Origin of the sequence: Thermococcus sp. GR5 (genome assembly GCF_012027535.1) — an archaeon.
Classification (GTDB): Archaea; Methanobacteriota_B; Thermococci; order Thermococcales; family Thermococcaceae; genus Thermococcus; species Thermococcus onnurineus.
In genome coordinates, this window is the sequence record NZ_SNUN01000006.1 from 111,514 (window position 1) to 137,713 (window position 26,200).

At 51.5% G+C, this 26,200-nt stretch carries 29 protein-coding genes and 3 tRNA genes; 17 read left to right on the forward strand and 15 right to left on the reverse strand.

Annotated features, from left to right (window positions below; all coding sequences use genetic code 11):
- Nucleotides 1-4 precede the first annotated feature (4 nt).
- From E3E33_RS07330 to E3E33_RS07340, 3 genes are read right to left on the reverse strand one after another with little or no spacing between them, the layout of a single operon-like run.
- Nucleotides 5-304 carry a DUF2178 domain-containing protein gene (locus E3E33_RS07330; protein WP_012572312.1) on the reverse strand — a complete coding sequence of 100 codons (300 nt, stop codon included), beginning with the start codon at nt 302-304 and terminating at the stop codon, nt 5-7.
- Nucleotides 305-673 (reverse strand): hypothetical protein, encoded by a 369-nt coding sequence (locus tag E3E33_RS07335; protein WP_167712260.1) that lies wholly within the window; start codon nt 671-673, stop codon nt 305-307.
- A complete protein-coding gene (locus E3E33_RS07340; protein WP_167731675.1) occupies nt 674-1,282 on the reverse strand; it encodes a hypothetical protein in 609 nt (202 codons plus the stop codon).
- A 103-nt stretch (nt 1,283-1,385) separates the two neighbouring features.
- Here E3E33_RS07340 and E3E33_RS07345 point away from each other — a divergent pair.
- The 5 genes from E3E33_RS07345 (at nt 1,386) to E3E33_RS07365 (ending at nt 9,175) form a co-directional block, all read left to right on the forward strand.
- Nucleotides 1,386-1,473, forward strand: a tRNA-Leu gene (locus E3E33_RS07345).
- A gap of 467 nt (nt 1,474-1,940) precedes the next feature.
- On the forward strand, nt 1,941-3,068 hold the full coding sequence (locus E3E33_RS07350; protein WP_167710837.1) for a tungsten cofactor oxidoreductase radical SAM maturase: 1,128 nt from the start codon (nt 1,941-1,943) through the stop codon (nt 3,066-3,068).
- Nucleotides 3,069-3,275: 207 nt separating this feature from the next.
- Nucleotides 3,276-5,093 (forward strand): aldehyde ferredoxin oxidoreductase, encoded by a 1,818-nt coding sequence (gene aor, locus E3E33_RS07355; protein WP_167710838.1) that lies wholly within the window; start codon nt 3,276-3,278, stop codon nt 5,091-5,093.
- A gap of 310 nt (nt 5,094-5,403) precedes the next feature.
- Nucleotides 5,404-7,374: a S8 family serine peptidase gene (locus tag E3E33_RS07360; RefSeq protein ID WP_167710839.1), complete on the forward strand. Its 1,971-nt coding sequence runs from the start codon at nt 5,404-5,406 to the stop codon at nt 7,372-7,374.
- Nucleotides 7,375-7,414: 40 nt separating this feature from the next.
- On the forward strand, nt 7,415-9,175 hold the full coding sequence (locus E3E33_RS07365; RefSeq protein ID WP_167710840.1) for a prenyltransferase/squalene oxidase repeat-containing protein: 1,761 nt from the start codon (nt 7,415-7,417) through the stop codon (nt 9,173-9,175).
- Between the two features lies 1 nt (nt 9,176).
- Here E3E33_RS07365 and E3E33_RS10990 read toward each other — a convergent pair whose 3' ends face one another.
- Genes E3E33_RS10990 through bpsA form a run of 3 tightly spaced genes read right to left on the reverse strand, consistent with a single transcriptional unit; the run spans nt 9,177 to nt 10,553 of the window.
- Complete coding sequence (locus E3E33_RS10990) at nt 9,177-9,353, reverse strand: hypothetical protein (protein ID WP_240912047.1); 177 nt, start codon at nt 9,351-9,353, stop codon at nt 9,177-9,179.
- Complete coding sequence (locus E3E33_RS10995) at nt 9,340-9,504, reverse strand: nucleotidyltransferase domain-containing protein (protein ID WP_240912048.1); 165 nt, start codon at nt 9,502-9,504, stop codon at nt 9,340-9,342. The genes E3E33_RS10990 and E3E33_RS10995 overlap by 14 nt, the downstream gene beginning before the upstream one ends.
- A complete protein-coding gene (bpsA, locus tag E3E33_RS07375) occupies nt 9,501-10,553 on the reverse strand; it encodes a N(4)-bis(aminopropyl)spermidine synthase (protein ID WP_167710841.1) in 1,053 nt (350 codons plus the stop codon). Before bpsA ends, E3E33_RS10995 begins: the two co-directional genes overlap by 4 nt.
- Before the next feature lie 110 nt (nt 10,554-10,663).
- Between bpsA and E3E33_RS07380 the strand changes: the two genes are divergently transcribed.
- The 3 genes from E3E33_RS07380 (at nt 10,664) to E3E33_RS07390 (ending at nt 12,333) form a co-directional block, all read left to right on the forward strand.
- Complete coding sequence (locus E3E33_RS07380; protein ID WP_167710842.1) at nt 10,664-11,404, forward strand: ATPase; 741 nt, start codon at nt 10,664-10,666, stop codon at nt 11,402-11,404.
- A 63-nt stretch (nt 11,405-11,467) separates the two neighbouring features.
- On the forward strand, nt 11,468-11,998 hold the full coding sequence (locus tag E3E33_RS07385) for a metal-sulfur cluster assembly factor (RefSeq protein ID WP_012572322.1): 531 nt from the start codon (nt 11,468-11,470) through the stop codon (nt 11,996-11,998).
- Between the two features lie 131 nt (nt 11,999-12,129).
- Nucleotides 12,130-12,333 (forward strand): ferredoxin, encoded by a 204-nt coding sequence (locus tag E3E33_RS07390; RefSeq protein ID WP_012572323.1) that lies wholly within the window; start codon nt 12,130-12,132, stop codon nt 12,331-12,333.
- 184 nt (nt 12,334-12,517) lie between these two features.
- Here the strand turns inward: E3E33_RS07390 and E3E33_RS07395 are convergent, their stop codons facing one another.
- Nucleotides 12,518-13,690: a nicotinate phosphoribosyltransferase gene (locus E3E33_RS07395; protein ID WP_167710945.1), complete on the reverse strand. Its 1,173-nt coding sequence runs from the start codon at nt 13,688-13,690 to the stop codon at nt 12,518-12,520.
- 300 nt (nt 13,691-13,990) lie between these two features.
- Nucleotides 13,991-14,890: an MBL fold metallo-hydrolase gene (locus tag E3E33_RS07400; protein WP_167710843.1), complete on the reverse strand. Its 900-nt coding sequence runs from the start codon at nt 14,888-14,890 to the stop codon at nt 13,991-13,993.
- Nucleotides 14,891-15,016: 126 nt separating this feature from the next.
- On the opposite strand from E3E33_RS07400, the gene E3E33_RS07405 reads away from it, so the two are divergent.
- Entirely contained in the window at nt 15,017-15,481 is a 465-nt protein-coding gene (locus E3E33_RS07405; protein ID WP_012572339.1) for a hypothetical protein, read from the forward strand.
- Between the two features lie 15 nt (nt 15,482-15,496).
- Here E3E33_RS07405 and gltA read toward each other — a convergent pair whose 3' ends face one another.
- A complete protein-coding gene (gene gltA / locus E3E33_RS07410; RefSeq protein ID WP_167710844.1) occupies nt 15,497-16,945 on the reverse strand; it encodes an NADPH-dependent glutamate synthase in 1,449 nt (482 codons plus the stop codon).
- Entirely contained in the window at nt 16,946-17,794 is an 849-nt protein-coding gene (locus E3E33_RS07415) for a sulfide/dihydroorotate dehydrogenase-like FAD/NAD-binding protein (RefSeq protein WP_167710845.1), read from the reverse strand.
- A 204-nt stretch (nt 17,795-17,998) separates the two neighbouring features.
- On the opposite strand from E3E33_RS07415, the gene E3E33_RS07420 reads away from it, so the two are divergent.
- The gene (locus E3E33_RS07420; RefSeq protein ID WP_167710846.1) at nt 17,999-18,784 is read left to right on the forward strand and encodes a 4-phosphopantoate--beta-alanine ligase; all 786 of its coding nucleotides are present in this window, start codon (nt 17,999-18,001) and stop codon (nt 18,782-18,784) included.
- Nucleotides 18,785-18,794: 10 nt separating this feature from the next.
- On the opposite strand, the gene E3E33_RS07425 is transcribed toward E3E33_RS07420, so the two are convergent.
- Nucleotides 18,795-19,526, reverse strand: a complete 732-nt coding sequence (locus tag E3E33_RS07425) for a helix-turn-helix domain-containing protein (RefSeq protein ID WP_012572335.1) — start codon at nt 19,524-19,526, stop codon at nt 18,795-18,797.
- A 357-nt stretch (nt 19,527-19,883) separates the two neighbouring features.
- Here E3E33_RS07425 and dph5 point away from each other — a divergent pair, with 357 nt between their 5' ends.
- The 3 genes from dph5 to E3E33_RS07440 all read left to right on the forward strand — a co-directional run bounded on the left by dph5 (nt 19,884) and on the right by E3E33_RS07440 (nt 21,331).
- Complete coding sequence (dph5, locus tag E3E33_RS07430; protein WP_167710946.1) at nt 19,884-20,678, forward strand: diphthine synthase; 795 nt, start codon at nt 19,884-19,886, stop codon at nt 20,676-20,678.
- 42 nt (nt 20,679-20,720) lie between these two features.
- Nucleotides 20,721-20,798, forward strand: a tRNA-Val gene (locus E3E33_RS07435).
- A gap of 212 nt (nt 20,799-21,010) precedes the next feature.
- Nucleotides 21,011-21,331: a hypothetical protein gene (locus E3E33_RS07440; protein ID WP_167710847.1), complete on the forward strand. Its 321-nt coding sequence runs from the start codon at nt 21,011-21,013 to the stop codon at nt 21,329-21,331.
- Nucleotides 21,332-21,413: 82 nt separating this feature from the next.
- On the opposite strand, the gene E3E33_RS07445 is transcribed toward E3E33_RS07440, so the two are convergent.
- Nucleotides 21,414-21,491 (reverse strand) — tRNA-Arg (locus E3E33_RS07445).
- A 154-nt stretch (nt 21,492-21,645) separates the two neighbouring features.
- On the opposite strand from E3E33_RS07445, the gene E3E33_RS07450 reads away from it, so the two are divergent.
- Genes E3E33_RS07450 through E3E33_RS07460 form a run of 3 tightly spaced genes read left to right on the forward strand, consistent with a single transcriptional unit; the run spans nt 21,646 to nt 23,345 of the window.
- Entirely contained in the window at nt 21,646-22,011 is a 366-nt protein-coding gene (locus E3E33_RS07450) for a BlaI/MecI/CopY family transcriptional regulator (protein WP_012572332.1), read from the forward strand.
- A gap of 6 nt (nt 22,012-22,017) precedes the next feature.
- Complete coding sequence (locus E3E33_RS07455; RefSeq protein ID WP_167710848.1) at nt 22,018-22,800, forward strand: M48 family metallopeptidase; 783 nt, start codon at nt 22,018-22,020, stop codon at nt 22,798-22,800.
- 5 nt (nt 22,801-22,805) lie between these two features.
- Nucleotides 22,806-23,345: a cytidine/deoxycytidylate deaminase family protein gene (locus E3E33_RS07460; protein ID WP_048055087.1), complete on the forward strand. Its 540-nt coding sequence runs from the start codon at nt 22,806-22,808 to the stop codon at nt 23,343-23,345.
- Here E3E33_RS07460 and E3E33_RS07465 read toward each other — a convergent pair.
- Complete coding sequence (locus E3E33_RS07465; protein ID WP_012572329.1) at nt 23,342-23,707, reverse strand: DUF2304 domain-containing protein; 366 nt, start codon at nt 23,705-23,707, stop codon at nt 23,342-23,344. The two genes, E3E33_RS07460 and E3E33_RS07465, sit on opposite strands and share 4 nt — an antisense overlap.
- A gap of 5 nt (nt 23,708-23,712) precedes the next feature.
- On the reverse strand, nt 23,713-25,035 hold the full coding sequence (locus E3E33_RS07470; protein WP_167710849.1) for an HAD-IA family hydrolase: 1,323 nt from the start codon (nt 25,033-25,035) through the stop codon (nt 23,713-23,715).
- Between the two features lie 55 nt (nt 25,036-25,090).
- On the opposite strand from E3E33_RS07470, the gene E3E33_RS07475 reads away from it, so the two are divergent.
- Nucleotides 25,091-25,999 carry a glycosyltransferase 4 family protein gene (locus E3E33_RS07475; RefSeq protein WP_012572327.1) on the forward strand — a complete coding sequence of 303 codons (909 nt, stop codon included), beginning with the start codon at nt 25,091-25,093 and terminating at the stop codon, nt 25,997-25,999.
- Here the strand turns inward: E3E33_RS07475 and E3E33_RS07480 are convergent.
- A partial coding sequence (locus E3E33_RS07480) for a CRISPR-associated endoribonuclease Cas6 (protein WP_304940808.1) occupies nt 25,956-26,200 on the reverse strand: 245 nt, incomplete at its 5' end. The genes E3E33_RS07475 and E3E33_RS07480 overlap by 44 nt on opposite strands.

A 26,200-nucleotide genomic window follows, 5' to 3' on the forward strand; every position in this document is an offset into this window, starting at 1 on the left:
TCCCTCACATCTTTCTTGAATAGTATGCCCTGAAGGCGAGGTTTCCGAAGAATATCGTAGCGAAGATTAAGCTTGAAAGGTTGGTGCACCGTTCGTCCCTGAGAACCAGCCACGAGTAGTACAGCGAGAGAACCGTTACGAGAAGTACCAACTCCAGCGTTCTCATGGCAGCGAGCTTGGAAATCTCAAGGCCTCTTTCGTCTATGGGAACGCCCGTGTTTTCCACTATTGTCCGCATCATGAAGTATCCAAGAAATCCTCCCCCGATGAGTGCCACCAATGATACCAAGGCGAGCTCGTTCATTCACATCACCATCTCATAGCGGACCTTTAGAATCATTGCAGTCAGGATCCCGACCATTAGGGGAAGCATAAGCCACTTCACGAACACGACGGCCGTTTCGTAATCGTGCCCGGCGAGCCAGATGAGCTCGTAGCCGAGAACAACGAGGCCGAGGAGCAGGCCGTGGTAGAAGCTCTTCATAGTTATCAGTCTCGTCCTCTCATCCTCCACTGGCCCAACCTTTGCCTCGTAGGCCTTCATCAGGAGCCACGTTCCTGCTATCGTCAGCGTGAAGAAGAACCAGCTCAGGTAGGTGTTCGTCCTTGAGTAGTAGTTCATCAGGAAAATCGTGACAAATAGGAAAACGAAGTGGATGGCCCTAAAGCCCATTCACATCACCTTCCTGTAGTAGAGTTGGCCAGCGAGGTAAGCAAATACCCAAGTCGCGAGGAGGAAGTAGAGGGGCGTCTCATTTAACTCCCAAAGGCCAAAGATGTCTCCGATGAGCACTACCGCGAGGAGCGTTATCATGGCATCGCTCACAAGGGCCTTGCTCCTCAGCTCTATCAGCTCCTCCCTCTCGTCCGTTATCGGTTCTTCAGCCTGGATTTCCTTCGAGTGCCTGCGGGCAAATGTAATCCAGAGGGCCACGCCGAGAAGGAAGACCACGAGAAGGAATGGCCTAGATGTGCTTGACTTCACCGCCGTGGCCATTACTCCTGAGAGGAAGCCAAGGAGAACACTCAGAGTTAGGAGCTGGGGCAGGAAACTTCTCCTCGATATCAAATCCTCTCGGGTTACCGCCGTTAGCAGAAAACCTCCAAGGAAGGCCACGCCAAAGGTGAAGATTCCAACGAAAAGCGGAAACCAGCTCTCCGGAAGCTCGTAGCTCACCATCATCGTCCCGCCACTTTCCACGTAAAGCCAGACGAAGTAGAGAGCATAGGTGAGTGCAAACATCAGGAATAGGCCGGCAACGTTCCTCTTCCACCTCTCCATGCTCCCACCATGTAAAGTTTCCTTTACGTAAAACTTCCTTTACATCCTTTATAAGCTTTGTTCCCCCAAAGTTTTTAAAGAGCAGGGAAGAAGTTCCATCCGCGCGGGGGTAGCCGAGCCTGGTCAAAGGCGCGGGATTTAGGGTCCCGTCCCGAAGGGGTTCCGGGGTTCAAATCCCCGCCCCCGCACCAAAACAGCCCTTTGCTGGCGCAAAGCGCTGGCGGAAAGAGTGTGTGCTTTTTTGAAGTGCCAAATTTTCAAGGGGTTTACTCTCTAAATGGCGGTTTTACAGTGTTTGCTCCCCTCGAGGCATCCTTCGGGTGCCAGAACAAAAAGCAAACTGCTTGAAAGGCTCTTCTTGAAGTTAAACCCGCTTTTAGTGGAGGTTTAGGGAGTGCATGCCAATGGTCCTAGCGTTTTATAGGAAGGGCGCTCTTTGATTAAACTTTGCTATGCAAAGTTTATTTGCCCGCGCGAAGTTTGATCAAGGTTCGCATGTCACTCTTAAAGTGGCTGTTCTTAGGTGGGTTTACTTTCCAAAGGCTCCTCCACAGTGTTTCACTGCAAATATCAAACTGCACAAGCAAATCCGTTGCCCAAACTTGTCCACTAAACGTTATAAATATATCCATTTTATTTCGCAGCCAGGTGATCTAAGTTGGAGAACGACGCTCATAAGTTCGACCTTGATGGTGCATTCGTTCTAATCCCCAAGAAGCCTGATTTGAAATATCTCTACATAGAGATAACCAACCGCTGCAACCTCCGCTGTGAGATGTGCTTCAAGCAGTACTGGGAAGACGACGAAGGCGACATGGACTGGGATCTCTTCATCAAGATACTCGATGATGCAGAGGAGCTTCCAGAGCTGGAGATGATTTACTTTGGTGGCATAGGCGAGCCAACTGTTCACCCCCGCTTCATGGACATGGTCAGGGAAGTGAAGAGACGTGGCTTTGCCCTCGGCATAAGCACCAACGGATTCCTCCTTACGGACAAGCGAATAGAGGAGCTTGTGAAGCTTGGGGTTGACTTAATATACTTCTCGATCGATTCCGTACCGACACAGCCAGTCGACATTGGACATATAAAGCCAGACTACACCGGATCCCGCATCAGGAAGATTCAGGAGGTCAAGAAAAAGCTGGGAAGGGACGTTCCCCACATAGGCGTTGAGGTCGTGGCGACAAAGGAGAACTACAAGGAGCTACCCGAGATAGCGCACTACGTTGGCTCTTTGGGTGTTGACACACTACTCATCTCAAACATCATTCCAATAAACAAGGAGCATGCTGATATGATAGTCTACGATGGTAGCGTGGACATGAAACCAATAGTTGACAAACTCCAAGCCATCTACCATGGCTATCTACAGAAGATAGCTGAGTTCTCCCTGAGAACAGAACGGCACTGTGAGTTCATTGATAAGAAAGTGGCCGTAGTAAGGTGGGATGGAGAAGTAGCTCCCTGCTACCGCTTCTTGCACACATATCCCGAGGTCGTCTTCGGCAGAGAAAAAATAGTCACCGCTTACTCCTTTGGCAATGTTCGGGAGAAGAGCCTAGCGGACATTTGGACGAGTAGGGAGTACAGTTGGTTCAGATTCGTCGTTAAGAACTCCCTCTATCCAAGCTGCACTGACTGTCCGCTCAATGAGTCCTGCTCATTTGTCCAGGATACAAGCTCCGACTGTTGGGGCAACAGCCCGAGCTGCGCAGACTGTCTATGGTCCAGGCGCATAGTCATCTGCCCGATACCCGAAAAGGGTATGAAGGGCTTTTGGTAGCTTGACTATTTTTAATTTTCTTCGGAGCCAATGTGTGGTTTTCCAACTTAGTTGTTCGGAAATGGTCTCAACTTTTTGTTAAACAATTTTTTCTGTTAAACAAATCCACTTGCTTGATATATTTGTGTTTCCCCATTTTGCTTTCGTCAAGTTTATTAGCACTAGTGTACAAAAATGTTTCTGACAACAACTGGGGGGCATTGAAGTATGTTTGCATACTGGGGAAGAATTTTGAGGGTTAACCTAAGCACAGGCAAAATCAGTGAAGAGAAGTTCGACGAAAAGTTTGCCCAGAAGTGGCTTGGAACCAGAGGATTTGGTATCTACTACCTCCTGAAGGAGATAGACCCAACGGTTGACCCATTCAGCCCTGAAAACAAAATAATATACGCCACCGGCCCGTTGACTGGAACCACTGCCCCAACTGGCGGCAGATACATGGTTATAACCAAGAGCCCACTGACTGGCTATATAGCCATGGCCAACTCCGGTGGCTTCTTCGGAGCCGAGCTGAAGTTCGCTGGCTGGGACGCTATAATAGTCGAGGGCAAGGCTGATCACCCGGTTTACATATACATAAACGACGACCAGGTTGAAATCAGGGATGCAAGCCACCTCTGGGGCAAGCTCGTGAGCGAGACCGAAGAGAAACTCAGGGAAGAAGTCGGCGACAAGAGGGTTCGCATCGCCTCAATAGGCCCGGCAGGTGAGAACCTCGTCCGCTTCGCTGCGGTAATGAACGACGAGCACAGGGCAGCCGGAAGAGGTGGCGTTGGAGCCGTCATGGGAAGCAAGAACCTCAAGGCGATAGTCGTTCGCGGCCACAAGAGGGTTGAGATAGCCGACAGGGCCAAGTTCACCAGCGTAGTGAAGGAGAAGATCGACAAGCTGAGGAACGATCCTGTTGCTGGCGGTGGACTGCCCAAGTATGGTACCGCAGTTCTTGTCAATATAATCAACCAGAATGGCCTCTACCCGACCAGGAACTTCCAGGACAGCCAGTTTGAGTACGCCGAAGAGCAGAGCGGTGAGGCCATGACCGCCAAATACCTCATCAGGAATAAGCCCTGTTACGCCTGTCCGATCGGCTGTGGAAGGGTCAACAAGCTTCCAACCGTAGGAGTCACCGAAGGTCCCGAATACGAGAGCATCTGGGCGCTCGGAGCGCACCTCGGAATAAACGACCTGGCAAGCATCATAGAGGCTAACCACATGATAGACGAGCTCGGTATGGACACCATTTCAACCGGTGGAACCCTCGCCACTGCCATGGAGCTCTTCGAGAAGGGCCTAATCAAGCCTGAGGATCTCGGCGAGGAGGCTCCGCCCTTCAGGTGGGGCAACACCGAGGTTCTGCACTACTACATCGAGAAGATAGCCAGGAGAGAGGGCTTCGGTGACAAGCTCGCCGAGGGTGGCTACAGGCTTGCCGAGATGTACAACGGCACCGAGTACTTCATGGGCGTCAAGAAGCAGGAGCTTCCGGCCTACGACCCGAGGGGTGCAGAGGGCCATGGCCTCGGTTACGCCACCAACAACCGCGGTGGCTGTCACATCAAGCAGTACATGATAAGCCCAGAGATTCTCGGCTACCCGTACAAGATGGATCCACACGACATCAGCGACGAGAAGGTCAAGATGGTCATAACCTTCCAGGACCTCACCGCATTGATAGACGCCGCGGGTCTGTGTGTATTCACAACCTTCGGACTTGGTGCGGACGACTACCGCGACATGCTTAATGCAGCTCTCGGATGGGACCTCACTACCGAGGAGTACCTCAAGATCGGAGAGCGCATCTGGAACGCAGAGAGGCTCTTCAACCTCAAGGCTGGCCTCGATCCACTCAAGGAGGACACCCTGCCCAAGAGGCTCCTCGAGGAGCCCGTCAAGCAGGGTCCGAACAAGGGAAGGGTCGTCAGGCTCAAGGAGATGCTTCCGAGGTACTATGCACTCCGCGGCTGGACCGAGGATGGAAGAATTCCCGAGGAGAAGCTCGAGGAGCTCGGCCTGAACGAGTTCTGAATTCTCTTGTCTTTTCTTTAATATATTGTTGTTTCTCCAATATTCTGAGGTTCCTACAGGGGCCCGTGCACATCGTGCTACATTGTCCCCTGTTGGGGATTATATGTTAGTTTTCGCTCAATATAACTCACAATCTGTTGTGTTTTAAGTTTACGTAAAATAACTAAAATCGCCCAGTTATACCGACCATATGTAATAATACGCTTTAAAATCGAAAGATTTATACGGTAGATGTCCAGAGAAGTGCCTCGATGACGGGTAGAGTACCCGGATGGTTCAATGCGCTAAAATCCAACAAGGGGGTATATGAATGAAAGGTTGGAAAGCAGCTGTGGTTGCACTCTTTCTTGTTGGTCTAATTGCAGGGACTGCAGCAGCTGTGCCAACAAAGCCAATCGCAGTGAGCCCGGTACAGGAAAAGAACTATGGACTCTTGACTCCGGGACTCTTCAAGAAGATCCAGGGTATGAACTGGAACCAAGATATTAGCACCGTCATAATGTTCAACAGCCCAGCTGACCGCGATAGGGCAGTGCAGATTCTCAAGATAATGGGCGCTGAGATTAAGTACAGCTACAAGATTATACCTGCGGTTGCAGTTAAAATAAAGGTCAAGGATCTCCTTCTCGTTGCGGGAATGATCGACTCAGGCTTCTTTGGAAACAGCAAGCTGTCCGGTGTGAGGTTTATCCAGGAGGACTACAAGGTTCAGGCCGCTGACTCAACGTCAGTTGCTCAGATTCAGGCCGATGCCGTATGGAACCTCGGTTACGATGGCACTGGAATAGTCGTTGCGGTTATCGATACCGGTATCGACGCCAACCACCCTGACCTCCAGGGTAAAGTCATCGCTTGGTACGATGCCGTGAACGGAAAGACCACCCCGTACGATGACAACGGTCATGGAACCCACGTTGCTGGTATTGTCGCAGGAACAGGTGCCGCGAGCAACGGCCAGTACATCGGTGTCGCTCCGGGCGCCAAGCTCGTCGGCGTCAAGGTTCTTGCCGCTGACGGTTCTGGAAGCATATCAGACATTATAGCCGGTGTTGACTGGGTAGTCCAGAACAAGGACGCTTATGGAATTAAGGTCATCAACCTCTCCCTCGGTTCAAGTCAGAGCTCCGACGGTACTGATTCACTCAGCCAGGCGGTCAACGCCGCTTGGGATGCGGGCCTTGTTGTCTGTGTCGCAGCTGGAAACAGCGGTCCTAACACCTACACCGTCGGTTCTCCAGCTGCTGCCAGTAAGGTCATAACCGTGGGTGCCGTTGATAGCACCGACACTATAGCCAGCTTCTCAAGCAGGGGTCCGACCGCCGACGGCAGGCTTAAGCCGGAGGTTGTCGCTCCGGGTGTTGACATCATTGCCCCGAGGGCCGCCGGAACCAGCATGGGAACCCCGATTGACACCTACTACACCAAGGCCTCCGGAACCAGCATGGCCACCCCGCACGTCGCTGGAGTTGCCGCCTTGCTCCTCCAGGCTCACCCGGACTGGACCAACAGCAAGATCAAGACTGCCCTCATTGAGACCGCCGACATAGTGGCCCCAGCTGAAATAGCCGACATCGCATACGGTGCAGGTAGGGTCAATGTCTACAAGGCCATCAACTACGACAACTACGCCAAGCTTGTCTTCACCGGCTCCGTCGCGGATAAGGGAAGCGTCAGTCACACCTTCGACATAAGCGGCGCGACTTTCGTCACCGCTACCCTTTACTGGGACAACAGCGCCAGTGACATTGACCTCTATCTCTACGACCCGAACGGCAACCAGGTCGACTACTCCTACACCTCCTACTACGGATTCGAGAAGGTTGGTTATTACAACCCGACCGCTGGAACCTGGACGGTTAAGGTTGTCAGCTACAGCGGTGCCGCCAACTACCAGGTCGACGTCGTCAGTGATGGAACTCTCAGCCAGTCTACCGGAACCACTCCGACGCCCACTCCTACCCCAACTCCCACCACCGACAGCCAGACCTTCACTGGCTATGTCCACGACTGGTACGACAAGAGCGACAGCTTCACCATGACCGTCAACAGCGGAGCTACCAAGATAACCGGTGACCTCACCTTCGACACTTCACTCCACGACCTTGACCTCTATCTCTACGATCCGAACGGCAACCTTGTCGACCGCTCCGAGACCTCCACCAGCTACGAGCACGTCGAGTACCTTAACCCGGCTCCTGGAACATGGAAGTTCATAGTCTACGCCTACAACACCTACGGCTGGGCCAGCTACCAGCTTGACGTCGTTGTCTACTACGGTTGATTTTTAAGCCTCTTTTCTCTTTTCATTTGAGGTGATAGCCATGAGAAAAGTTCTCGCAGCAGTGTTCTTTGTTATGATCATCTTATCATCTGTTCCTCTCGCAAACGCTAAAATCGAGCCCTACGTATACAAGCCGACCGTCCCTGACACGGCCTTTTCAGTTCTTGCCCTCTATGAAACTGGTGACTATGCGAAGGTTCTCGAGGGCTGCGAGTGGCTGATGATGCTCAGGACACCTTTTGACTCATGGGGGTTCGCATACGGCGAAGACCACGAAGCCAAGTACACCGCGATGGCGATACTCGCGCTCATAAGGGGCGAGAGGATAGCTAGTGGAAGGTACAACACCACCATAAACAACGCCGCTTATTGGCTCATCTACAAGCAGAATCCAGACGGCTCCTGGCAGGACTATACCGACACTGCCCTCGCACTTATTGCCCTCAGGGAGTTCCTCAATAGCGGCTATCTCAACGAGAAGCTCCCAGGGCTTAGGAAGCAGGTTCAGGAGGCAATAGACAGGGCCCAGGGTTGGCTTATGGCCGCACAGCCGAAGAACGACGTCGAGAGAGTATTCGGCTATATGGCTCTAGGGAAAAAGGAAGATCTGAAGAAGATGGAAGTTGACGGTGAACTGGCAGCATACCGAGCATTTGCACTCGCCTATATGGGTGAGAGGATTGAGTTGACTGAGGACTTTCAGAGCACGGTAGCAATAGCAATGGCCCTCTACGCTACCGGTAGTGAAAAATACCGCGAGGAACTCCTCAAGAAAGAACACTTCGGCTTCTGGGGAGTTCTTCACTATCGTGTCCTCGACCTGTTGAGCGCTTCGAAGATAAGTGGTTTTGAGGACTTAAAGCCGATAGCCTGCCCTTATATTGACAAGATAACACCCAACGACGACTGGGAGAAGGTGATTCTCGCCGACTACTATATAGCCTGTGGCAAGAAGCCCGAACTCCCTACCAACTACTCGGCTCTGCTCCCATGGCAGATCGCTGAAGTAGCGAGAGTTAAGGCCCTGCTCAGCGAGGATTATGAAGATGCCGTCAGCTACCTCCTCAAGATATCTAAGGATGGCATCTGGAAGGACTTCTACAACACGGAATACGTCGTCTGGGTGCTCAAGAATCTTGGTGTGAACTATGACTATGCTAGGTCTCTAGAATATCTCCAGGAGAACCTCACTTGGATGCTCGAGACGAAAGATTCCAAAACAGGCAACCCGATTTACTACAACACGCCCACCTACTACTTCGCTTACGCGGCCATCGTCTTCAAGGAGTTCGGCCTCGAAAGGCCCCTTAACGAGAGCCTCAGCATCCTCGCAGAAAGACAGTATCCTAACGGCGGCTGGCCATACACTCAGGGTTCGGTGGTAGGGCTGACGTCCACAACCAGAGTTCTGTGGGCCCTTCAGGAGGCAGGGCTTACGGATACCTCAATATACGAGAAGGGAGTTCAGTTCCTCAGGACCATACTCTACGTTGACATACCAGAGCCCGAGGAAAGCGGGAATGCAGTAAAGCTGGCCAATGCGACGTTCCTTCTCGTGAGAAATGGACTTTACATCGGTAACTCTACGAACAGCGCAGATGTTAGCAGCTTGGACGGCTACGTGGTCATTTATCCCTCTCAGAGTCCACTGATGATTAATGCCTATGAGGTAAATGGCTTCATCGCCAGCGAACCGGCACCAAGTAAAAGGATGGCATACATCTACATAATAGCAGGAGCAGTTCTAATAACACTTGCCGTTGTGGTGTCAAGGTCCTGGAAGAAACGAAACAAAAGGTGATCTAAAGGCCTTTCCTCATTTTTCCTACCCTGAATCTCACGAACTCTTTCAGAAACTCTTCGTCAAAGTATGTTTTTCTTCCATCAAGATATGCCTCGTATATTCTAATCGCATCACCATCGCCGAGATCTTTCAGCGTTTTAAGGACGTCATCCTTCTTCAGGTCAGAGCCATTCAACACCATCATCAAGGATCGCGAAGAAGTCAACGTCGCTCGTTCCGGGAATGAAGTCGCCCCCAACCAGCGAGCCGAAGAGAATTAAAGAGTGGAGGCCGGGAACCCGGCCGAGCTTTTGCCTCAAGCATTCTATGAGGCCTTCAACCTTCATGTGGTCGAGGCTTCCTCGTCGTTGTAGATGTCCCAGTTCTCTATTTTTTCCTCGTAGCCCTTTGAGCCTTCCAGGGTCTGAATCCTGAACATGTAGCTCTTGTACCAGTTGTAGGACGGCTTGACCTTAACCGGAAGGAGCTTCCAGGCCCTGGTCTCCTCCTCGTAGCCCCAGTTGACGTACTCGTTGAAGTTCCTGATGATGTCCGTTATGACGACGTTGAACTCGTTGAGGAGAACCCTCTGTATATCGCGCCACTTGTCGAGAGAGCTCTCGCGTCTGGTTATGCCGAAGTAACCGGCGCAACCAGGGCCCTTGAGGGTGGCGATTCCCCTGCCGACGAAGGCCCTTATGGCGTCAACAGTCTCAGGCGGATCTGTGATGAAGGTGTCGAACTTGTGGAGGGCATAGTCGGGAAGCGGCTCCCTGAGGTCAAAGGTGAACATCTCGATGTTGCTGAAGCCTATCTCGTCCGCGACCTTCTCGATGAACTTAACAAGCCTCTCGTCGATGTCGAGGACGGCTATCCTTTTCGGAAGGCCGCTGAGCATCAGGGCAACGCTGGTGAGGTCGTCATCACCCAGGACAAAGACCTCCTTGTTCTCAAGGTCGCCCCTCGTGTGCATCAGGGCAATCCTTGCCACGGTGGTCTCTGGCGTAACGTAGGCCTGGTCGAAGTCGTGGAGCGGCTGGGGCCTGTCCTTGACGATCTCCTTGAACTGCTCGAGCAGATCGCTGAAGGCATCGAGCTCGACGGTCTTGCCCTCGCAGTGGGAGCAGGTGTAGTCCTTTCTCGATCCGATTCCATACTTCTCCACCAGCTCCTTCCCCTTGGCGGTGAGCCTCACGCCGTTCTCCTCGAAAGCGATGTAGCCGAGCTCGTGGAGGGCCGTTATCACCGCGACGACCAGCGGAAGAGGCTCCTCACTGAGGTCAACTATGCGCCAGACATCGCTGCTCGCGAGAACCGCGCTCAGAACGTTCTCAATGGTCCTATCATAAACGGGGATGCTCGTCTTCTCCTTAACCCTCTCAACTATCTCCCTCATTTCAAGCACCTCCAGAAGGATTTTGGTTCGTGAACGGGGTTAAGGTGAGGCGCTTTTAAATGTTTTCCACAGTGGTAAAGTTAATAAGTCTCCCAACTTTTGCTTCTCTGATGCTGAGGATTGCTGGAGATGACTTTATCAAGCGCTATCGTCTCGAATACAACCGCGAGGCCCTTGAGCAGGTTAGGCCTTACATCGGCGAGAGGGCTTACTCCCGTCTCAGAGCCCTCCTGGAGTACCGCCTAACAGGTAAAGACTTCGACCGCTCACCCGTTGGTGAAAAAATAGTCCTGGCTTTCTCTGCCGGCTCTGACAGTACCTCAACCCTCAAAATCCTCCGCTGGGCTGGCTTCGAGGTTGTACCAGTTACGGCAAAGCTCCCCCAGATGAACGAAGGGGTTATCGAGAAGGCCAAAAGCTACGGCGCGGTTTTTGTTGATATCCCCGGTTATCTTGAGGCGATGACTGAGCAGATGAACAAGGGTGCTCCGATCTGTGGCCGCTGCCATTCGATGGTCATAAAGGCCGTTGAGGACTACGCGAGAGAGATAGGTGCCAAAATCGTAGCCAGCGGTGACTTGCTGAGCTCTGGCCTTATTTCCATCTACAAGAACGGAGATCTGATAACGCTTAACTTCCCGGCCTTTCTGGCCCTTGATAAATCTGAGATAATCGAGCTGATTGGCGGCAAGTACGATCTCAAGTTTGGCTGCCCTCTCCTATGGGAAACCTTCAGAAAAGCCCCAAGTGTGAAGCGCTTCTCGATTCAAAGGGTTCTCCGTGAGCTCAGAGCCAGGGCAATAACCCCAAAAATAGCAGAGACATTGATATTCGATATCCTATCCCGTTGATTACCCATTTCTGACCCAAAAGGTTTAAATTTGTTATCTTGAACTTCGCTTAGGTGGTGAATTATGGTAACCAAGGAAGAGGTAATGGAGAAGGTTAAAGCGGTAGTTGATGAGAAGTACGTTAAAGGGCTTGAAATCGGTGAGGATGGTTCTGTAACAATTACCCTCTCAAAAGACACTCCGGACATCGACAACGTTCTCATAAGGCTCAACACTGAGCTCCAGAAGATCGAAGGAATTGGCACAATCACGATAAACCGTGAGAGGGACAAGCAGGTCGATGACAACGCCGAAGTAACAAGAGAAATGATACTCGAGAAGCTCAAGGAAGTCATCGACCCAGAAATTGGCGTTGATGTTGTCAATTTGGGCCTTATATACGAGCTGAACATCAGGCCAGACAAGACAGTTTACGTCAAGATGACGATGACCACCCCTGGTTGCCCGCTGACGATGTGGATTCTCAGGGCTGTCGAGGATAAGATACTCGAGATTCCGGGCGTTAAAGACGCCGAAATCGAGCTCACCTTCGATCCACCGTGGACGCCGGACAGGATAAGCGATGAGTACAAAAAGAAACTCGGACTTTATTGACCCATCCTGTCCCTCTCTGTGCATGAGAGTCCAATTTTTCTCCTTCTTCCACGAATTTTCGTCGTTTGGAGTCTTTTTCCTCGACGAAAAGTTTATATTCGCCGAAGTTCATCTAAAAGCGGTGATGTGCCATGGCGTGGAAGGTTATGGTTGACCAGGACACCTGTATTGGAGATGCCATCTGTGCTAGCCTCTGCCCGGACGTCTTCGAGATGAACGACGAGGGCAAGGCTGTTCCGGTTGTGGAGGTTATCGAGGACGAGAACCTCTACAACTGCGCAGTTGAGGCTGCTGAGGCTTGCCCGGTCAGCGCTATCGTCATTGAGGAGGCTTGAAGCCTCTCCTTTTTCATTCTCACTATTCGTCGTTTTCCTTCCCATTACCCTTCAGTTTTTGGTACCCCTTTAAAATCTACAGGTTATCAGCAGTACCATAACAACATAATAAAGGAATAAAAACAGCCCATCAGGCTCCCGTCAGCCACAGGGCCCATTGGGGCGGCCAATCCAATCTTCTCTGTCAGTCGAGTCCCAGCCCGAACCTCTCCGCTTGCTCAAGCACGTACTCCCTTATCTCCGTCGCCTTTGGAAGTTCTGCCACTATTTCACCGTTTTCAATGAGCGGCTTTAAGAGCGGCTCGACTTTCGCCCCACAGACTGGACATCTTTCCAGCTTTTTATCTGCTGAAACCCTGTGGTAATGGCCGTTCTCACAGCGGTATATCTGCTTCCTTCCGCTGAGCTTGCCACGCTTGGTGAAAGGCTTTCCTTCGATCTCGACTATGTCAAGGGAGAAGTCTATAGGTTTCGCACTGGCTATGGACGAGCCAACGCCAAAAGCATCTGCGATGTCCACTATCTCCCTTATGCTCTCCTCGTTTAGGCCTCCACTGACGAAGATTTTAACGTGCTCGTAACCCCTTAGGTCGAGCTCCCAGCGGACCTCTTCGATTATCCTCCTGAAGTTGCCCCTCCTCGAGCCGGGCGTGTCGAGCCTCACCGCGGTCAGGCGTTCTCCCAAGGCTTCAGCTGCCATCAGAGCCTCAAACTTCTCGTCGCAGATGGTGTCAACCAGCGCTGTCCTCGGCACCTCCGGCTCGACGACCTCGTCGAAGTACTTCCAGGCCTTCACCTGGTCACCTACGGTAAGAATCAACGCGTGAGGCATCGTTCCAACGGGCTTTTCACCTATCATCTCCGCCCCGAGAACGCCGCTCACCCCGTCGCAGCCGCCTATGAATGCCGAGCGGTCAATCATTGGGGCTATGGCAGGATGCATGTGCCTTATGCCAAAGGAATAGACTGGCTTGAAGTTCGCGGCGATCTTGACCCTCAATGCTGCGGTGGCTATACCGCTCGCCTGACTGAGCATTCCGAGTAAGGCAGTCTCGTAGATGCCGAATTCCTCGTAGTATCCTTCAATCTGAAGAACAGGCTCATAGGGGTGGAATATCGTCCCCTCTGGCATGGCGTAGACGTTTACCGGCAGGCCTTCGAGGAGCTTGGCAACTTCTTCGATTCCAGCCAGAACTCCCCACTTCCAGCCCTTTGGAAGTCCCGTCGTGGTTACGTCGGCGAAAACCTTCTTGTGGATGCCCTTTTCCTCAAGGATTTTCTTTGTCCTAATGAAATAAACGTCAGTGGTCCTTCCGGCCTTTATATCCTCCTCGTGGGCGATATAGAAATCCCTCATTTTCCTCACCTAAAACAACTTTACCCCCCTCGATTTAAGGCTTTCCTCAGTTGAAAGGTCTAAGTAGTACCAAAACTGACCCCGTGGGTAGGTGAAATCATGGTCTGCACAATATACAACACCAAGTGATGCTCGACGGAGAAGGTCGCTCACTGGATGGCGGGGGCGATAAAGGACGTAACGTGAGGTAAAGTGGCCTGGGTCACCGAAAGCCCAACGTTGACGACTGCGATCTGGTGGCCATAGGCGCTGCTCTTCCACGCACTCGACGAGTGATTATCCCTAGGGACGGCGGCTTCCTCAACTTAGTTTGAACGGTATCTCTGCCTCCCCACCTTTCTCGATTTTGTGAAGTTCCCGCCTGTAAGCCTCCAATGGTCGATCTTCAACCTTCAGGTAGCCCGCGAAGGTCTTTGGTATCTCCTCGAGCTCGTCGAAGAACCTCGGATAGTTCTTATCCCTGATGATGTGGTGGTCGAGTATTATCTCTGCTCCTGTTTCGCGGATTATCTCGTTGAGGTTTTTAATGCCCGCCTCCCAGCTTCCCTCAGCGCGCTTACCGAGGTATGTCGGTGGTCCCCCAGTTATGAGCAAATCTGGAACCTTCTCGATTATCCACTCCACAGATTTCCTGTTGAGGAGCTGAATATCGCTCGCGTGGATGAGCCTGAAGCCGTCGTCGGTGAGCGTCATCACAACGAAGCCGAGCCTGGAACCTTCGCTTCCATGGGGGACGGCTGGGGAAAACTCCAACTCAACGCCGCCGAGGTCGAAGGATTTGCCATCGGCGAACTCAATCTTCTTCGCTATCGGTTCGGTGTTTTTGAGGAAGGCCCAAGCGCGCTTCCTCTGGCTGAAGTTTATGTTTTCCCGGGGGTGCTTTATGAAGAGGGGCTTTCCCTCGTATATCTCCCTCGCGTAGCTCTCGCTTGAACTCTCGTACAGACCTTCGAAGAACGGTGTGTGGTGGTCGTAATGATAGTGGGAAATAACGACAACCTCACTCCTCCGCGCGTAGCCCTGAAGCTTCCGTCTCATCTTCTGGAGTACCTCCATCTCGGCCTTAGCCGGTGGAAGGCCGTAGCGCTTCGGCCCGAGGGCGACACCGGGGTCGATGAGGATTTTTATTCCAGAGGCCTCTACGAAGGTGGCTAAGCTCCTCACGCCGAGGCTCTCCGACGCGAGTGGGATGACGCGCATTCCATCACCTAACAAAATGGAGGGCCAAACCTTAATAAGCCCTACCCAGTAGTGAGGTTGACCGATGATGAGTGTCATCCCTCCCGAGGAGACGATGAGGACATTATCCCCACCTGAGGTGGTCTCATGTTTGGATTTTTGAGGCGAAAGAAAAAGGAGAAATACGGGCCGCTCGTTTACCTGAGCGAACCCACGATACTTTACCACACTCACACAGAGAAGGTCATCCTTGAGCTACTTGAGGAGAAGCTCGGCTCGAACAACTTCATAGTTCCTTCAGACTATGGACTCAAGAGCACAGATCACATGATAAAGGACGCGGAGGTATTTGTGGCTATAGCCATAGTGGGCAAGTTCACCTCCCTCGTTGTCAGAGAGATAAAAATCGCCCAGGAGCAGGGAAAGAAGATCTACACTCTCGATGTGGCCAGAAAGGGCGACGAGATTCTATACCTCTTTGAGGAAGGCATTCCAGAGAGGATTGAATGGCTTTCCCCTGAGGAAACGCAGAGCCTCTACGCGGCCTTTCGAGGCGAGGATTTCTCAGGCTTCATGAAGTTCTTCTTCGGTGACAGGAAAAGGCAATGGTAGAGAAGAAAAGAGGTATCAAGCGTTCGCCTTCTTGGCTTGTATATAATTGTGGATTGCCTTTGCCGCCTTCTTTCCATCACCCATCGCTAGGATGACGGTCGCTTCTCCCCTTATTGCGTCTCCGCCTGCAAAGACGCCCGGGATGCTCGTCATGAGGTTCTCGTCCACCACAAGTGTTCCATCGGAGTTCGTCTTGAGGCCGGTGGCTTCCTCGCTTATTATTCTGTTGGGTTCAAGGCCAATGGCGATGATGACAGTGTCGGCTTCCAGCGTTATGTACTCACCGGTGCCAACTATCTTCCTCTTACCTCTGCTATCGCGCTCATCGAGCGGCATCATCTTCTCGAACTTCACTGCCTTCACTTTACCGTTCTCGTCCCCTATGAACTCGACCGGGTTCACGAAGAACTCAAACTTAACACCTTCTTCCTCAGCGTGCTGAATCTCTTCGATACGGGCGGTCATGTCTTCCCTTCCGCGACGGTAGGCTATCGTAACTTCAGTACCGAGCCTGAGGGCGGAGCGCGCCGCGTCCATCGCTGTGTTTCCAGCCCCAATAACGATCGTCTTCTTTCCTATCGCTATCGGCTCGTCATATTCGGGGAAGAGGTAGGCCTTCATGAGGTTAATCCTCGTGAGGAACTCGTTTGCGGTGTAAATCCTGTCGAGAAGGATCCCTGGTATGTTCAGGAGCTTTGGAGTACCGGCACCGGTGCCGATAAAGACTGCATCGTACTCTTCAAGGAGTTCCTCAAGAGTTACGGTCTTCCCGACGATGTAGTCTAGCTTTATCTCAACTCCCAACTCCCTGAGCTTTGCTATCTCCTTCTCGAGTATTTCCTTCGGGAGCCTGAACTCGGGAATCCCATAGATGAGTACTCCACCGGGCTTGTGAAGGGCCTCGAAGATGGTAACCTTGTAGCCCATCTTCGCAAGCTCTCCCGCACAGGTCAGGCCAGCAGGCCCGCTTCCGACCACTGCGACCTTTCCCTTCACTCCCTCACTGTCTCCCATGAATTCCTTGAGGAGCACTTCCTCTATGCCGTGCTTCCTCGCGTAGTCAGCCACGAACCTCTCCAGCTTGCCTATGTTTATCGGCTCTCCGACCTTACCCATCACACAGGGAGCCTCACACTGCTCCTCTTGCGGGCAGACCCTTCCCGTAACAGCAGGTAAGGTATTGTCGTTCCATATTACACGCAGGGCGTTCTTGACGGCTTCATCCGGATTATCGGGGTTCTCACGGAGGGCCCTTATGAATCCCGGTATGTTTATGTGGACAGGGCATCCTTTGATGCATGGCGCGTACTCGGGTGGACACTGTATGCAGCGCTCCGCTTCCTTTAGGGCCGAAGCAAAGTCATAACCGAGGTTAACCTCAACGAAGCTCCTCACTCTATCCTCCACTGGCACTTCCGGAGTGGGAACACGCTCCTTGATAAGCTTAGGCTTGGCTCTCGCCATTCAGATCACCCCCTTCTCCCTCAGCTTGGCAAGGTATCTCTCTCTTGCAATTTTCTCCTGCTCAGCAAAGCGGGCGTTCCTCTTTATGGCATCGTCCCAGTCTATTTTGTGAGCATCCATCATCGGCCCGTCCCTGCAGGCGAACTTTATCTCACCGTCGTAAAGAACCCTACACGAACCACACATTCCTGTTCCGTCAACCATTATCTGCCTGACCGTGACTATCGTGGGGATTCCGTAGGGCCTTGTTAGCTCAGCGAGCTTTTTGAGGGAGCCAAGCTTTCCGCCGCCGAAGACTATATCCACCTTGTCCTTCTCGATGAGTTCCTTGAGGACATCAAGGTAGTGGCCCTTTATGCCAACGCTCCCATCCTCCGTTGTGAGGTAGTGCTCGTCTGCCACCGGTTTTGCTAGGTACTTCTCTGGATAAACGTTTGCGGCGTTCTCAAAGGTCTGAATCGCTATAGTGTAGTTTCCAACTTCTTTCATTGCCTTGAGCGTTGCGTAGCTCTCGGCCTGTGCACAGACGGCATCCGAGACAAAGACAACGTTGCCGTAGTACTTGACGTCAATCGGCTTTCCAAGAGGGCCTGTTATACTGAGAATCTCGTCTCCAACGTCGAACTCATACCAGAGCTTGAAGGTTGTGATTCCATGGCGCCTGAGAAACATACCTATCCTTCCGTCATCAGCATAATAGACAGACATCGGGACTCTTTCGCCCTTCTCATCGGGGATCAAAACCACAAACTGGCCCACCTTCCAGGAGCGAGCTATGTGAGGTGCCTCGACCTCCATGAAGAAGTCTATGGCGCCCAGGTTCTCCTTTTTTGTTATCTTATATCCCATAATGCACCACCTTGAGCATGTGTTCAAACTTGTTCACCTAAGGTTTTGAACCTAAGGTTTATATTCCTTTTTTAAACCAAAGGTTCAGAACCCCGAGCCACCCCAAAAAGTTCTCTGCAGGCTTTATTAGGGACGGCTAAAAGGATAAATCCTGCTGGGAAGGCTTTTTATCATATCATGCCAAACCAATACAAGGTGATGTAAATGGTGAAAATACCCAAGAGCCATCCACGCTACTGGAGCCTCTACTATAGAGAGAAGATCATCGAGGGAATGGAGAAGGGAATGACGGCGAAGACCGGCTTGATCGCCCACGGTAGGGGAGAGGCCTTCGACTATCTCATCGGCGAAAGGACGATAGAACCTGCTGAGAGGGCCATGAGGGCAGCGGTCGCGAAGCTCCTCCTTGCGGAGAATCCCGTTGTCTCTGTGAACGGCAACGTTGCCGCTTTGGTGCCGAAGGAGACAATAGAGCTCGCCAGAGCACTCAATGCCAAACTCGAGATAAACCTCTTCTATCGCACGGAGGATCGTGTTAAAGCGATAGCAGAAGAACTCCGCAAATACGATCCCGAGATAGAGCTCCTCGGTATAAACCCAACAAAGAGGATTCCCGGCCTAGAGCACGAGCGCGGAAAAGTCGATGAGAATGGCATCTGGAAGGCCGACGTGGTAGTCGTTCCTCTGGAGGACGGTGACAGGACCGAGGCCCTCGTTAGGATGGGCAAATTTGTGATAACCATTGATTTGAACCCATTATCTCGTTCAGCGAGGATGGCAGATATAACCATCGTAGACAACATCGTCAGGGCTTATCCGAGGATGACAGAGCTCGCTCGTGAAATGAAGGACTACAGCAGGGGGGAGCTCATCAGAATTATCGAGGAGTATGACAATGGAAAAACGCTGAACGACGTACTTCTCCACATAAGGGACAGACTAACTAAGCTCGCGGAAGGTGGGATATGGCGGAAGAAGCAGCTCGATTAGAGTTTGCCCATTAGAGCTCCATCTCTGTCTTTTCTACAAGTCTTCTCAGCCCCGTTATAAGTTCTGCCTCACTTCCCGCGTGGGAAATCACCAGTGGGACCCTCTCGCGCTCGGCCAGTTTTACCGCAAGCTCATCGAGCTTCTTGATGCCGTGAAGGACGACTACTGCCGGCTTGAGCCCCTGAACGCGGACGGCTATCATTGGACTCCTTCCGGTCGTTACCTTGGTGAATATTAGCGCCCTCTCAGTCGTCCAGCCGTAGAGCTTGAGGAACTCTTCCGCCGACATCTCAAGGATCGCCTTTATACTGTCAACGACTGTATATCCGTATATCCTTCTATCCAGAAGGTGCATGTTTGCAACAACTTCACCCTTGACGGCTCCAACGAGATCTTTGATTGTGATGGGCAGTGCGAACTCCCTTATATCAAGGATAGCGCTGGTCGGAAGCTCACTTCCAATGGTCTTGCTAAAGGCTTTTATGACGTTTCCTCCTCTCCGCTCGTCTATCTCCAGGAGAGCCTCAACGAACTTCCTGATGGTTGAAGCACCGGGGCTCTTTCTTCTCCCACCCTCGTAGTCGCTTATGACAGAAGAAGAGACGCCAAGGTATTCGGCGAGCTCCGTCTGACTTATGCCGAATATCTCCCTCCATTTGCGCATGGTCTTTCCGGGGTCGGAGGAGAGGGTTATTTCTCCGGCTATCCTCTTGGCAAGAGCTTCTTTCTCCTTTTCAAGCATAGTGGATGATATTCGTCAATCATTATAAACCTTTCGGCAATTGCCTAACAGGCAAACTTCTCTTGAGAAAAGGTTGATCAAAAGTAATTAACTTCCAAGATTGCAGTTTTACAGTTCATTCTTCTTATTTGGCTTGCTTGTTGATGGGTTCATTCACCGAACAGTAATATTTATGCGAGTTCTCTCCAACCTGACGTCGTGTGGACATCCAAAACAAAGTGAACTCGCGTTAAAAGGGTCATTTTAAGTTGGATCCAGGTTTAATCAGTAATTGAGAGATTAAATGAAGTTTCAGAGTTTCCCACATTGGCGGTCAAGCTTAAAAACCCCCCCTCCTACGCTCGGTCGGTGGGGAAAATGGCGATATACTTCATTGGGTTAGGACTCTACGACGAAAAAGACATCACGCTCAAGGGCCTGGAGATGGCCAGAAAATGCGACCTCGTCTTTGCCGAGTTCTACACCTCGCTTTTGGCCGGGACGACGCTTGATAAGATTGAGGAGCTCATAGGGAAGCCCATCAGGAGGCTCAGCAGGGAAGAGGTCGAGCTCCAATTTGAGAGAATCGTTCTTAGCGAGGCGAAGGGCAAGGACGTCGCCTTTCTAACCGCGGGTGACCCTATGGTGGCAACCACTCACTCCGACCTCCGCATAAGGGCGAAGGAGATGGGAATCGAGAGTTACGTCATCCACGCGCCAAGCATCTATTCCGCCATAGCAATAACCGGCCTTCAGGTATACAAGTTCGGCAAGAGCGCAACCGTGGCTTACCCAGAGAAAAACTGGTTTCCAACGAGTCACTACGACGTGATAAGAGAGAACAAAGAGCGGGGGCTTCACACGATGCTCTTCCTTGACATAAAGGCTGATCAGAATCGCTACATGACAGCTAACGAGGCTATGGAGATTCTCCTCCAGGTTGAGGAGATGAAGGGGGAAGGTGTTTTCATGCCTGATACACTGGTAGTCGTTCTTGCGCGTGCGGGCTCACTCAATCCGACGCTCAAAGCTGGCTACGTTAGGGACATGCTCAACGAGGACTTCGGCAAACAGCCGCACGTTATGGTCGTTCCGGGGAGACTGCACATTGTTGAGGCGGAATACTTAGTGACCTTCGCCGGTGCACCGAGGAAGATACTCGACGAGGTCTAGCGAAAGCTTTATATTTTCGTTCCCTTCCACTATTCCCGGGACGGGCCCGTGGTCTAGCCTGGTTATGACGCCGCCCTCACACGGCGGAGGTCCGGGGTTCAAAGCCCCGCGGGCCCACCAGTCCTACAAACTTCGTCTGCGCGAAGTTTGATCAAGTTCGTAGCTCTTTCTTAAAGAGGCCAATCTTTTGGCAGTTTCAGCGTTAAACTGCGGTTTTCAGTGAGAACACTGTTGGTGGCTTCCTTGGAGGAGTCTACTTTTAAGAAGACGCCCTCCAGGCGTCAAAGAGTGTAAACCCCTTTTAAAGGGTGGTCTTAGAGCGTTCTCTCCTAATGGAGGACGTTGGAAGTTTGAAACTAGTTCACTTCAACCCTCTAAGTGGAGAGCTACGAACTTTTGGTGAAGCTTTTTCCAAAAGCTTCCTGTACTCTCAAACCCCCGTAGTGGGGCAAAGTCCCACAGGAGAAAACTTTTCTGGTGAAAAGTTTCATCAAAGTTCGTACGTGCTTTTCACGCGCTTCGCTCCCCGTGCTTTCGCTTTCAAACTGGCTTTTGATATGGGTCTGCTTTTAACGGCGCCCAAAGGGCGTCAAGGAAAGAAACTCCTTGAGGGAGGCATTAATGGGAGAATTCAATTCCTACACGGCTTGTAAAAAAGGAATCCTTACTGCAATATTGATATTTCCAAGAGAACCACGAACCTTGATCAAACTTCACGAAGGTGAAGTTTGTTTTTGGCGGGCCGGGCGGGATTCGAACCCGCGACCTTCGGCTCCGGAGGCCGACGCTCTATCCAGGCTAAGCCACCGGCCCATGCCCATAACTACTCGGGAGGTAGATTTAAAAACCTAATTCCGGAATTGACTGAACTTAAAAGTACATGGAAGCACCAAAAAGCACAAAAACTTTTTAGCTAAGGCACCCTAAATAAAATAAAGTAAGGTAAGGAAGAAAAAAGGTGATACCCATGGAGCCCCACGAGTTCAAGCTCACCGAAGAAGGTATAAAGGCGGTTCTCCCACCCCTCGAAGCAGAGATAATGGAACACATGTGGAGGGTTAAGGTGGCCACCGCCGGCCAGGTCTACGAATACATGAAGGAGAAGCATCCAGACATAAGGCGCTCCACTATAAGCATTCTCATGAACCGCCTCTGCGAGCGCGGTCTGCTCAAAAGAAGCGTTGAGAAGGGAAGGGGTGGTATGAGATACGTCTACTCAATAACCACCACAAGGGAGGAGTTCGAGGAAAAAGTAGTGAAGAGTATCCTCGACGCCCTCATGACAAACTTCAGGGAAGCGACCTACGCATACCTCTCCAAAATTAAGAAGTGATGAAAGATGCTCTTCATCATAATAACCCTAGAGGTCCTGCTGGCAGTAGTGGCCCTAAAAGAACTGGGCCTCAAGATATCACTGACGGCATTTGGCCTCATCTTCGCATTCTACCTCTGGGTCTCCACCCACGACATCAAGGGTAACTATATCCCCCTTGAAAGAAGTGAGATCCCCTGGCTCTACGACGGCATAGCCAGAATGGCAAAGAAGGCAGGCCTCTCAATGCCAAGGGTTTACATCCTTGACGACTACATCCCAAACGCATACTCATTTAAGAACACGGTAGTCCTTTCCCTCGGACTTTTCGAGGTTCTTGACCAAGACGAAATACTAGCCGTTGCCGCCCATGAACTCGGCCACATAAAGAATGGCGACACAAAGATGTTTCCCCTTATAGCCTACGGCAGGTACCTTATGATTGTGTTCACAGCGGTGCTGATTTTCCTAGCCCACAGCCCCACTGTCACAATAGCAGCACTCGGACTATACGGACTCTACGAGGTTACCCGCGCTAGCTTCCTGAAGAACAGGGAATTCCAGGCGGACGAAACCGCACTCAGACTCTTAGACGTCCCCATGAGCCTGAAGCGCGCCCTCGAGGAGCTTAAATACTACGAGGATCTCAGGATAGGAGTCAGGCTGAGCTCGCTGCCGAGCATTGAGCCGGCAATAGAGAGGAAGCAGAAAACAGCCATAATAGAGACCCATCCAAGTTATGATGAGAGAATATTCAGAATCTTGGTTGAAATAAATGGTAGTAACCTGTTCAACAGGCGCATGCAGTGATGGCTATGAGCGTTGAAATCTTCCTAGACCGGGAAAAGGCAGCGCGCATAAAGCGCATCAGGCCAACCAAGGACGAGTACTTTATGCTGATAGCGAAACTTGTGAGCCTTAGAGCAACCTGTCCAAGGCTCCGCGTTGGCGCCGTTGCCGTCAAGGACGGGTACATACTTGCAACAGGTTACAACGGTGCGCCGAGGGGAATGGAGCACTGTATTGATGTAGGCTGCCTCATAGTGGACGGCCACTGCCACAGGGCGGTTCACGCGGAGCAGAACGTCATAGCCATGGCAGCCAGAAAGGGCATAAGCCTTGAGGGAGCAACACTCTACGTCACCCACTTCCCCTGCGACACCTGCTTCAAGTTAGTCATCAACGCAGGCATAAAGGAGATAGTATACGAGGAAATGTACCCCAACGAGGCAACTGAAGTACTCCTCAGGGAAGCACAGGAGAAAGGAATAGTGAAGATAAGGCAGTTCAGACTCCCGAAAGAGAGGGTGAAGCTCTTCCTGGAGGAGCTCTTCGGAGAGTTTGTGGAGGATTAAAGGTTCTTCTCTATTTTTTCCAGTCGCTTGTTTATCTCCTCCAGCTCCATGGCGATTTTCCTTGTTAGCTCGGTTATCTCGCGCTCGGTTTTGTCGACAGCGAGATAAACCCTGAACATCAGTATGTATGCAAGGCCAATACTTATAACGAAGAGGGCATCGAGACCTCTACCAAGACCAAGGATGTGCTTTATTTCGTTGGCTATCTCCAAAGGAAATATTGCGACTATTAGGAGGCCAAGCAGGAGTGCTTCCCAGAACAGGAAGTCTCCCCACTCAAATTCCTTGCGCCCATACCTTCCAAGCACATAGACCATCAATGCGAGAACAATAACTATAGTTATGTACTGAACCGCATACATGCCCATCACCTCAGTTTATCGAACAGCAGATTAAGGGCTATCTTAACCCCCTCCAGGATGTTTGTGCCCTTCTTCATGGAGTACTCCGTATAAACTGCTTTAATGGGAACTTCCACAATCCTGCAACCGTTCCTCGAGGCCTCTATGATTATCTCGCTCGAAACTGCATAGCGGTCGCAGGTTATCGTTATTTTTGACGCACACTCCTGACTGAAGCATCTCAGTCCGCTCTGGCTGTCGCTGACGTACTTCCGCGCGAAGACCGCTGTTATAGCATCAAGGACGAAGTTACCAAAGCGCTTGACGAAGGGCATCTCGCTCGTGTCGCCCTTGAGCCTCGAACCAACTGCAAAGTCGGCTTTGCCCTCAGCGACTGGCTTCATAACACGAAGGGCATCACTCACTAGGTGTTGACCATCGGCATCAAAGGTGAGTATAAGTCTCGCATTCTTCCTGAGGACATAGGCAATGCCAGTCCCAAGGGCCCCACCGAGGCCTCGGTTGACAAGGTGGGTAAGGACGTGAACGCCTCTGGAGCGTGCTACCTCGGCTGTTTTGTCCCTGCTGCCATCGTTGACGACGATTATCTCTTCAGCCCGGAAGTAGCGCAGGAGATCGTCAAGAACTGTCCCAATGGTTCTCTCCTCGTTGTAGGCAGGAACGACCACGTATGTACTCAATAGGTTCTCCAACAGCGGAAGGAGGCCTTTAATCGTTTCAATCTCGAAGTTCGGCTTCGCCTCAACGCTAAAACTCATCCTCCCAGCGGTGTGGTCAGTGATCATGACGCTCAGCGCACCTAGCTCCCGGGCGGGAATTATATCGTAGCCGTGATCTCCAACGACGAGAACCTTGCTCGGCTCGACCCCAAAGGCTGTAATTATCCTTTCAAGCTGACCAGCGTTCGGCTTGACTTCCCTGGCCGGAACATCGTCCCGGGTGGATATCAACGAGAAGTAGTCCTTAATACCGTTCATCTCGAGGGCCTTCATCGTTGCCTCGCGGGAACTCCTTGTCATTATCGCCATTGGGATGCCCCTTGCCTTTAGGAACTCCAGAACGTCGAGAACGCCATCGAAGAGAAAGCTCTCCGCTATTCGTCCCACCTCGAGCCCGACCATTATCGAGTATAGCTCCTCAAAGCTTCTCCCCGTTTCCTTCGCTATCCGATGGAGATTTTCGTACATTGGAGTGAGATCACCAATGATATCCTGGGGGATTCCCATCTCCAGCAGCCTTGATTTAAGCTCCTCCTTGACTTGGGCAAAAGGCTTTGGTGCCCCGATGAGGGTTCCGTCGAGGTCAAAGACAACGAGCCTTATATCCATGGTCTTCACCGAAGGGTTTATTTTTGGGCCGTTGTAACACCGAGGGGTGTCTAATATGATAGTCGTTGCTCCTCTTATAGGTTTAACTCTGACACTCATCATGACGCCATACATCGCGGAAAGGATGAGAAGAGCCGGCATTGTCGGGAGGGACATCCACAAGCTTGACCAGCCAGAAGTGCCGGAGATGGGTGGGATCGCTCTTATCCTGGCCCTGCCAGTTGCACTTTCGCCGTTTTTAACCGAGAAGATTTCCCTGGCGACAACGGTGTTTCTCCTTTTCGGAATTATCGGCGTTGTTGATGATCTAACCAATCTGAGGCAGCTTCACAAGGTCATCCTCTCACTTTTCGTATCAATCCCAGTTGCCGTCATAGGAGTTTCATCCCATATCGATATCTTCGGCTTTGACCTGAATCTCGGGGTACTCTATCCCATCTTTGCCGTGCTCTTTGTAACAGGTTCAGCCAACTTGGTGAATATGCTTGCTGGATTCAACGGACTCGAGATCGGCACCTCCACCATAGCACTTCTTTTCCTAGCACTGATAACAGACGGAAATGCTCAACTGCTTGCACTTACTGGTCTCGGCGCGGCTCTCGGCTTCCTGCGTTGGAACAAGTATCCAGCGAAAGTCTTTCCCGGCGACACAGGAACGCTCAGCATGGGGGCACTTATAGGATTAATAGGGATTATTGGAAAAGTCGAGGTTTATACTGCAATACTCCTGATTCCACACTTTTTGGACTTCATCATAAAGGCAACAAGTGTTCGCTTTGGGGTGAGAAGACACGGAAAAACTAAAGTCCTCCCGGACGGGACGCTCCAAGCACCACCTTATCCGAGCTTTTTGGGGACGATAATGAGAAAAATAAGAGTGAACGAGCCGAAGCTTGTCGCGATAGTCTGGCTGGTAGAGGCTACTCTTGGTCTTCTCGTCTTAGTTCTTCGTCAATCACTTTGACCATACCAAAGCCATATCTGGTTTTTTCTCCAAAGCCGTTCTCATAGCCGAAGCGAGCTATCTCGAGGGAGCCGCGATAGCGGAATATCATCAGAGAGCCACGATAGTATGTGTCCTTAACGAGTATCCGGACGGGCTTGAACTTGATAACATCTATGCTGAAATCCCTATCCTCAGGCATGGAACCCATGATCGCAGAGT

What these genes read in the sequence shown, in the direction of transcription:
- E3E33_RS07330 (WP_012572312.1), bottom strand. Translation starts at nt 304, where the DNA reads ATGAACGAGCTCGCCTTGGTATCATTGGTGGCACTCATCGGGGGAGGA.
- E3E33_RS07335 (WP_167712260.1), bottom strand. Translation starts at nt 673, where the DNA reads ATGGGCTTTAGGGCCATCCACTTCGTTTTCCTATTTGTCACGATTTTC.
- E3E33_RS07340 (WP_167731675.1), bottom strand. Translation starts at nt 1,282, where the DNA reads ATGGAGAGGTGGAAGAGGAACGTTGCCGGCCTATTCCTGATGTTTGCA.
- aor (WP_167710838.1), top strand. Translation starts at nt 3,276, where the DNA reads ATGTTTGCATACTGGGGAAGAATTTTGAGGGTTAACCTAAGCACAGGC.
- E3E33_RS07360 (WP_167710839.1), top strand. Translation starts at nt 5,404, where the DNA reads ATGAAAGGTTGGAAAGCAGCTGTGGTTGCACTCTTTCTTGTTGGTCTA.
- E3E33_RS07365 (WP_167710840.1), top strand. Translation starts at nt 7,415, where the DNA reads ATGAGAAAAGTTCTCGCAGCAGTGTTCTTTGTTATGATCATCTTATCA.
- E3E33_RS10995 (WP_240912048.1), bottom strand. Translation starts at nt 9,504, where the DNA reads ATGAAGGTTGAAGGCCTCATAGAATGCTTGAGGCAAAAGCTCGGCCGG.
- bpsA (WP_167710841.1), bottom strand. Translation starts at nt 10,553, where the DNA reads ATGAGGGAGATAGTTGAGAGGGTTAAGGAGAAGACGAGCATCCCCGTT.
- E3E33_RS07380 (WP_167710842.1), top strand. Translation starts at nt 10,664, where the DNA reads ATGCTGAGGATTGCTGGAGATGACTTTATCAAGCGCTATCGTCTCGAA.
- E3E33_RS07385 (WP_012572322.1), top strand. Translation starts at nt 11,468, where the DNA reads ATGGTAACCAAGGAAGAGGTAATGGAGAAGGTTAAAGCGGTAGTTGAT.
- E3E33_RS07390 (WP_012572323.1), top strand. Translation starts at nt 12,130, where the DNA reads ATGGCGTGGAAGGTTATGGTTGACCAGGACACCTGTATTGGAGATGCC.
- E3E33_RS07395 (WP_167710945.1), bottom strand. Translation starts at nt 13,690, where the DNA reads ATGAGGGATTTCTATATCGCCCACGAGGAGGATATAAAGGCCGGAAGG.
- E3E33_RS07400 (WP_167710843.1), bottom strand. Translation starts at nt 14,890, where the DNA reads ATGCGCGTCATCCCACTCGCGTCGGAGAGCCTCGGCGTGAGGAGCTTA.
- E3E33_RS07405 (WP_012572339.1), top strand. Translation starts at nt 15,017, where the DNA reads ATGTTTGGATTTTTGAGGCGAAAGAAAAAGGAGAAATACGGGCCGCTC.
- gltA (WP_167710844.1), bottom strand. Translation starts at nt 16,945, where the DNA reads ATGGCGAGAGCCAAGCCTAAGCTTATCAAGGAGCGTGTTCCCACTCCG.
- E3E33_RS07415 (WP_167710845.1), bottom strand. Translation starts at nt 17,794, where the DNA reads ATGGGATATAAGATAACAAAAAAGGAGAACCTGGGCGCCATAGACTTC.
- E3E33_RS07420 (WP_167710846.1), top strand. Translation starts at nt 17,999, where the DNA reads ATGGTGAAAATACCCAAGAGCCATCCACGCTACTGGAGCCTCTACTAT.
- E3E33_RS07425 (WP_012572335.1), bottom strand. Translation starts at nt 19,526, where the DNA reads ATGCTTGAAAAGGAGAAAGAAGCTCTTGCCAAGAGGATAGCCGGAGAA.
- dph5 (WP_167710946.1), top strand. Translation starts at nt 19,884, where the DNA reads ATGGCGATATACTTCATTGGGTTAGGACTCTACGACGAAAAAGACATC.
- E3E33_RS07440 (WP_167710847.1), top strand. Translation starts at nt 21,011, where the DNA reads ATGGAGGACGTTGGAAGTTTGAAACTAGTTCACTTCAACCCTCTAAGT.
- E3E33_RS07450 (WP_012572332.1), top strand. Translation starts at nt 21,646, where the DNA reads ATGGAGCCCCACGAGTTCAAGCTCACCGAAGAAGGTATAAAGGCGGTT.
- E3E33_RS07455 (WP_167710848.1), top strand. Translation starts at nt 22,018, where the DNA reads ATGCTCTTCATCATAATAACCCTAGAGGTCCTGCTGGCAGTAGTGGCC.
- E3E33_RS07460 (WP_048055087.1), top strand. Translation starts at nt 22,806, where the DNA reads ATGAGCGTTGAAATCTTCCTAGACCGGGAAAAGGCAGCGCGCATAAAG.
- E3E33_RS07465 (WP_012572329.1), bottom strand. Translation starts at nt 23,707, where the DNA reads ATGTATGCGGTTCAGTACATAACTATAGTTATTGTTCTCGCATTGATG.
- E3E33_RS07470 (WP_167710849.1), bottom strand. Translation starts at nt 25,035, where the DNA reads ATGGATATAAGGCTCGTTGTCTTTGACCTCGACGGAACCCTCATCGGG.
- E3E33_RS07475 (WP_012572327.1), top strand. Translation starts at nt 25,091, where the DNA reads ATGATAGTCGTTGCTCCTCTTATAGGTTTAACTCTGACACTCATCATG.